The organism is Streptomyces sp. NPDC054961, from assembly GCF_053609145.1.
The window spans coordinates 279,896-285,285 of sequence record NZ_JBSGWY010000001.1; the positions used below are offsets into that span (position 1 = coordinate 279,896).

General features: G+C 74.6%; 7 protein-coding genes. 3 read left to right on the forward strand and 4 right to left on the reverse strand.

What is annotated here, in order from left to right; genetic code table 11:
• Positions 1-95: 95 nt before the first annotated feature.
• Positions 96-860 carry a dienelactone hydrolase family protein gene (locus ACWF9Z_RS01215; protein WP_453596162.1) on the reverse strand — a complete coding sequence of 255 codons (765 nt, stop codon included), beginning with the start codon at positions 858-860 and terminating at the stop codon, positions 96-98.
• A gap of 115 nt (positions 861-975) precedes the next feature.
• Between ACWF9Z_RS01215 and ACWF9Z_RS01220 the strand changes: the two genes are divergently transcribed.
• Together ACWF9Z_RS01220 and ACWF9Z_RS01225 are read left to right on the forward strand one after the other, a co-directional pair.
• Positions 976-2,169 carry a cytochrome P450 family protein gene (locus ACWF9Z_RS01220; RefSeq protein WP_453596164.1) on the forward strand — a complete coding sequence of 398 codons (1,194 nt, stop codon included), beginning with the start codon at positions 976-978 and terminating at the stop codon, positions 2,167-2,169.
• A gap of 81 nt (positions 2,170-2,250) precedes the next feature.
• Positions 2,251-2,853: a hypothetical protein gene (locus tag ACWF9Z_RS01225; protein WP_453596166.1), complete on the forward strand. Its 603-nt coding sequence runs from the start codon at positions 2,251-2,253 to the stop codon at positions 2,851-2,853.
• 15 nt (positions 2,854-2,868) lie between these two features.
• Here the strand turns inward: ACWF9Z_RS01225 and ACWF9Z_RS01230 are convergent, their stop codons facing one another.
• Positions 2,869-3,444, reverse strand: a complete 576-nt coding sequence (locus tag ACWF9Z_RS01230) for a YdeI/OmpD-associated family protein (protein ID WP_453596168.1) — start codon at positions 3,442-3,444, stop codon at positions 2,869-2,871.
• Positions 3,445-3,562: 118 nt separating this feature from the next.
• On the opposite strand from ACWF9Z_RS01230, the gene ACWF9Z_RS01235 reads away from it, so the two are divergent.
• Positions 3,563-3,913: a hypothetical protein gene (locus ACWF9Z_RS01235; RefSeq protein ID WP_453596170.1), complete on the forward strand. Its 351-nt coding sequence runs from the start codon at positions 3,563-3,565 to the stop codon at positions 3,911-3,913.
• 168 nt (positions 3,914-4,081) lie between these two features.
• On the opposite strand, the gene ACWF9Z_RS01240 is transcribed toward ACWF9Z_RS01235, so the two are convergent.
• Both ACWF9Z_RS01240 and ACWF9Z_RS01245 read right to left on the reverse strand, forming a co-directional pair.
• Positions 4,082-4,267, reverse strand: coding sequence for a DUF6381 family protein (locus tag ACWF9Z_RS01240; RefSeq protein WP_356655718.1), 186 nt, complete (start codon positions 4,265-4,267; stop codon positions 4,082-4,084).
• A 95-nt stretch (positions 4,268-4,362) separates the two neighbouring features.
• Positions 4,363-4,968, reverse strand: coding sequence for an HPP family protein (locus ACWF9Z_RS01245; RefSeq protein WP_453596172.1), 606 nt, complete (start codon positions 4,966-4,968; stop codon positions 4,363-4,365).
• Between the last annotated feature and the right edge of the window lie 422 nt (positions 4,969-5,390).

Below are 5,390 nucleotides of genomic sequence, written 5' to 3' on the forward strand. Positions count from 1 at the left end.
ACACCCAGATCCTTACTGGTCTCGTGGGATCGGTTTGTTTTATAAGAGACAGTCCTGGGACGGCTCCCCCCCCCCCGGCCGCTGCCGCCCGCGCGTCAGAACGTCCGGTCGAGCAGCGCGAACAGCGCCGCCCAGTGCCGCTCGTCCGAGGCGGAGTCGTAGCTGGTCGTGTCGGCAAGGGTGTATCCGTGCGCCGCCCCCGCGTACACCTCGGTCCGGTGGCGGACACCCGCGGCGGACAGGGCCTCGTCCAAGCGGTCGATCTGCTCGGCCGGCAGCGACGGATCCTGGTCGGCGTGGCCGAAGTACAGCTCCGCGGTCACCCGGTGCGCCAGCAGGTGCGGACTGTCCACCGCCTCGGTGGCCAGGGCCCCGCCGTGGAAGCCCGCCGCGGCCGCCACCCGTTCCGGATACGTACCCGCCGTCAGCAGCGCCAGCCGGGCGCCCAGGCAGTACCCCGTGAGGGCGACCGGACCCGCGGAGACCGCCGGGAAGCCGGCGAGCCAGTCCAGATAGGCCGGTGCGTCGCGCATCGCGAGCTCGGGCGTCAGGGAATCGAGGACCGGACCCACCCGGTCGAAGATCTCCGGCTGCCGGGCGAAGTCGACGAACTCCGGCAGTTCGAACACCGGTGTGCGTCCGTGGCGGTAGAAGAGATTGGGCACCAGGACGACATAGCCGGCCGCCGCGATCCGGTCCGCCATCGACTTGATGTGCGGACGCACTCCGAGGGCGTTCACGTACAGCAGGACCCCGGGATACCGGCCTTCGCCCTCGGGCTGGACCAGATAGGCGTCCGACGTGCCGTCATGGGTGGCGATGTCCACGGCTGTCCGGCGCACCTCGTATGCGGTGGTCATGACCGTCCCCCTCTTTCGTATGGCAAGGGCGGCAGAATACCGTGATCGGCGAGTCACCCCGGAGTGTCCGGAAATCCTCCCTTGCGCACGTCAACTACCGCTCTACTGTGGTCGAATGCCAGTAGTGGACATCAGTGCCAGTACCGAGGACTTCGACGCCGACCCGTACCCGTTCTACGCGAGACTGCGCGCGACCGGGCCGGTCCACGAGGTCATCGTCTCCGCCGACGCGTTCGAGCCCTGCTGGCTGGTCGTCGGCCACGAAGAGGCGCGACAGGCACTCAACCATCCGGCCCTGTCCAAGGACTGGCGCACCTCCGGCCGGTTCCCCGGCGCCCTCGTCGCCGCCGTGAACTCCAACATGCTGGAGTCCGACCCGCCGCACCACACCCGGCTGCGCCGTCTGGTCGCCCGGGAGTTCACCACCCGGCGGATGGACGGCATGCGGACCCGCGTCCAGCAGATCACCGACGAACTCCTCGACGCCATGGGCGCCCGGCCCGAGCGCTCCGGGGACCTGATCGACATGCTGGCCTTCCCGCTGCCCATGACCGTCATCTGTGAACTGCTCGGCGTCCCCGATCTCGACCGCGCCCGCTTCCGGTACTGGTCCAACGAGGTCGTCGCCCCCGCCCCGGGAGCCCCGGACAACACCGCGCACCAGCAGCTCGGCGGCTACCTCGCGGAGCTCGTCGAGGCCAAGGCCAAGGACCCCGGCCAGGACCTGCTCAGCGCGCTGATCCGGACCCGCGACGAGGACGGCGACTCCCTCTCGCACGACGAGCTGATCGGGATGGCCTTCCTGCTGCTGGTCGCGGGCCACGAGACCACCGTCAACCTGGTGTCCAACGGCGTACGCGCCCTGCTCGCCCACCCCGGGGAACTCGCCTCGCTGCGCGCCGACTTCGACGGACTGCTCGACGGCGCGGTCGAGGAGATGCTCCGCTACGACGGCCCCGTGCAGCACTCCACGTACCGCTACGCCCGCGAGGCCCTGGAACTCGGCGGCACCACCATCCCGGCGGGGGCCACCGTGCTCGTCTCCCTGGCCGGGGCCGACCGCGACCCCGCACGCTTCGCCGAGCCCGACGTCTTCGACATCCGCCGCGCCCCGCAGGGCCACCTGGCCTTCGGGCACGGACTCCACTTCTGCATCGGCGCCCCGCTGGCCCGCATGGAGGGCCGCATCGCGATCCGCTCCCTGCTGGAACGCTTCCCCGGCCTCGCCGAGGACCCGGCGGCCGGCCCCCGCCTCTGGCACGCGGGAAGCCTGATGCGCGGCGTGACGCGCTTCCCGGTCCGCTGGTAGGACGGCAGGGTCCAGGGGCGTCCGTGGATCACGGGCGGGGGCCGGCCCTGCCCCGCCGGACCCCGGCACTAGGCTGACGCCATGGACGCCTTTCCGGAAGGCGGCGACCCGGCCTGCTTCGCCCACCTCGTGTGTCCCACCTGCGGAGGTCTGGTCCCGGAACGGCTCGCCCCGTGCTGCGCCCGGCTCGCCGGGCCCGTCCGCCATCCGTGGCTGGGGGTCCTGCGCCCGGACGCGGAAGGCCGGCTGACCGGCGCGATCGGGATCGGCCCGGCGCTCCGGCCGGCCGGAGCCGACGGCGCCACGGACTGCGGGGTGACGATCGGTCCCGGCGGGGCCGGCGCGGGGAGCGGTCCCGAGCCGGTCGGCCTCGACGAGGCGGCGGCGCGCATCCGCCGGATCCTCGGGGACCTCGAGGCCCTCAAGGACTTCGCCCTCGCGGGGGCGCCCGCGCACGGGCGGCGCCGTGCCGAGGCGGCGGGCGTCGGGCCGCCCCCGCGGGAGCGGCTGTCCCTGCACTGCGTCGACGTGATCGGGCCGGACGCGACGGACGTCACCTTCGTCCCCGGAGGCACCGGCCCGCCGGGCGGCTCGGACGAGCCCGGCCCGCCGGGCGGGCCGCTGGTCCGTCTGCTGGTCCGGGTGGACGGCTCCGGCCGGCCCCGGGAGGTCCGGGTCTCCTGAAGGGGAGCCCCGGGGTCAGTCCGTGCCGCCCCGCGCGAGGAGGCGTACGGCCTTGTCCAGGCGGGCCCGGCGGCTCTCCGGGGTCAGCGCCTGGAGGACGGGCAGGAGGGCCAGGTACCGCCCGGTGCGGTCGAGCGCCTCGAAGGCCTCGCGGGCCGCGGGATCCGCCGCCAGCGCCGCCGTGACATCGGAGGGGACCTCTGCCGTCCGCTGGGAAGCGTAGGCCGCCGTCCAGCGGCCGTCCCGCTGCGCCCGGCGCACCTCGGCGAGGCCCGGCTCGCGCATCCGCCCCAGGGCGGTGAGCTCGGCGACCTTGTCGACGTTGACCTGCGACCACAGGCTCCGGGGCCTGCGCGGTACGTACTTCTGGAGGTAGTACCGCTCGTCGAGGGACCGCCGCTGCCCGGAGATCCAGCCGTAGCAGAGCCCGCTGTCGACCAGCTCGTCGGCCGACACCGACGCGATGCCCGACGCCTTCTTCGCCAGCTTGACCCACACGCCCGCGTGCCGGGTGTGGTGCGTGGCCAGCCAGCTCTCGAAGGCCTCCGCGTCCGCGAAGGCGATGACCTCCGCGCCCTCCAACTCATCCATGGCGCCAGCGTAGACGGCCGCCCCAGGGCGGGAGGGGGAATCCGGCTGCGGGATAATGATCGACGGTGTGAGCCCGGCTCGCACCGGAAACCGAGAGCGACCCGAGATGGAGCCACCGATGGACGTACGTCACTTCGAGCGGATCACCGCGTTCATCGAGGCGCGGCTGACCCCGCTCTTCGCCGAGGAGACGGGCAGCGACAGCGGCTTCGCGATGGACGACACCTCCCGCGCCCTGCGCGCGCTGCGCAACGCGGCGCTCGAGGCCTCGGTGGCCAAGGGGCTCATCGAGCAGCGGGCCACGGCCGAGCCCGCCGTCCGCCGGGTCATCGACCAGGCGGTGGAGCACCACTGGGACGTGCTGCGGGGCATCGCCCGCCAGTGGGAGGACCACGCGGACTTCGCCCGCGAGTTCAAGCGCCACGCGTGGGAGCTCGACGAGGCCCCGGCGGCGGCGACCGCTCCGTAGCCCCTGCCCGGCGGCCGCTGCCCTGCCCGGCGGCCGTTTCGCGGCGAGTCGGCCCGCCGCGTCGCGGGACATCGGCTCCCGGGCGTCCGTGCACGGACGCCGGGGCCGGTGGTCGGCCCGCGCGGGGCCGCGGGTCCTCCGCCGCCCCGCCAGGATCCGGGGACCCGGTTACCGCAGGTCCATGCCCGGGTCGTCGATGACGCGTTCCTGCTCGCTCTGCTCCTGGAGCCGGCGGGCCTTGTCCCGCAGCCGCCGGCTCTCGTCGGGATCGGTCGACCGGGTGGCCGCTTCGTTCAGCTCCTGGGCCTTGTCGCGCAGCTGCTGCGACCGGCCGTGGGACTCGCCTGCACTCATGTTGACTCCTGGCGCTGTGGGGGGACAGCGGGCGGATTTCAGCGAACCAGTCACGGGCCGGAAGCGCATCTCGAACCCTCACCCGTGCCCGCCGGCTACCACCAGTACGCGGGATACCTCGGGGCCTTGCGCCGCACGCGGGAGGCGGCGTACCCGGTCAGGACGATCAGTACGGTCGAGCCGCAGAGCAGGGGGACGAACCGCGCGGGCGCCGGGCTCTGCAGGACCACCACGACGGCCGTGGCGCAGGCGGGCGAATGCGGGGTGCGCGCGGCCATGACCAGCGCCAGCGTGATCCCGGCGGCCACAGCGGCGGCCCACGCGCTGTCGCCGGCCAGGGCCAGGACCCCGTAGCCCACGGCGGCGCCCATCAGGTGACCGAGGACGACCCCGCGGGGCTGGGCCAGGGGCAGCGTCGGGGCACTGTGGACCAGCGCGGCGCTGGCGGCCAAGGGGGGAATCAGGATCGGCTCGTGGAGCGCGGCTCCGATGGCCACGAGCGAGAGCAGGACCGTGGTCGCGGCGCTGATGCTGTGGAGCGCGGCGGCGGCCGTGGGCCGGGCGGGGGCCCGGCCGGCGAACGCCCGGCGGCGGGGCGACTGCGGGGCTGTGGCCGGGGCCGGGGCCGGAGCGGGGGCATCAGGGGCGGAGGCGGGGGCGGCGGTGCCGGGGGCGGACGGCGGGTGGAGCGCGGTGGTCATTGCGGCAGTGATTTTCCGGGCAGGGCGGCCGGCGGCCGGGCAGGGGCAGGGCGGGACGGAGACGGCCGAGCCGGAACACCCGGCCGCGCCGTGCACGTCAGCGCCCGAGGGGCACGGCGGCGGCACGGCGGGGGAGCGCACCGTGATCGACGGCCGTCCGACCTCGCGCCTCCCCGGGGTGCGGGGCGGCGCGTTCGTACGACGACCTTATCCGGAGCCCCGGCGAGGGCCACCGGGGGGTCCGGATAAGGGTTTTATGCCCTGGATGCCCTGAATGTGAAGGGCGCCGCGGAGGGGGGGGGGGGCCCCGGGGAGGCCCACCCGACGCACACCCCCCCGCCCCCCCGCCACAACCCGGGAGCAAGGCGGAGCCCGCGGGGACCCGGGCCCGGGCGACGCCCCCGGCGCCCGCCACGGCCGGC

Bases quoted from the DNA above. Each gene is read 5' to 3' on its own strand.
- ACWF9Z_RS01215 (WP_453596162.1), bottom strand. From the start codon at position 860: ATGACCACCGCATACGAGGTGCGCCGGACAGCCGTGGACATCGCCACC.
- ACWF9Z_RS01220 (WP_453596164.1), top strand. From the start codon at position 976: ATGCCAGTAGTGGACATCAGTGCCAGTACCGAGGACTTCGACGCCGAC.
- ACWF9Z_RS01225 (WP_453596166.1), top strand. From the start codon at position 2,251: ATGGACGCCTTTCCGGAAGGCGGCGACCCGGCCTGCTTCGCCCACCTC.
- ACWF9Z_RS01230 (WP_453596168.1), bottom strand. From the start codon at position 3,444: ATGGATGAGTTGGAGGGCGCGGAGGTCATCGCCTTCGCGGACGCGGAG.
- ACWF9Z_RS01235 (WP_453596170.1), top strand. From the start codon at position 3,563: ATGGACGTACGTCACTTCGAGCGGATCACCGCGTTCATCGAGGCGCGG.
- ACWF9Z_RS01240 (WP_356655718.1), bottom strand. From the start codon at position 4,267: ATGAGTGCAGGCGAGTCCCACGGCCGGTCGCAGCAGCTGCGCGACAAG.
- ACWF9Z_RS01245 (WP_453596172.1), bottom strand. From the start codon at position 4,968: ATGACCACCGCGCTCCACCCGCCGTCCGCCCCCGGCACCGCCGCCCCC.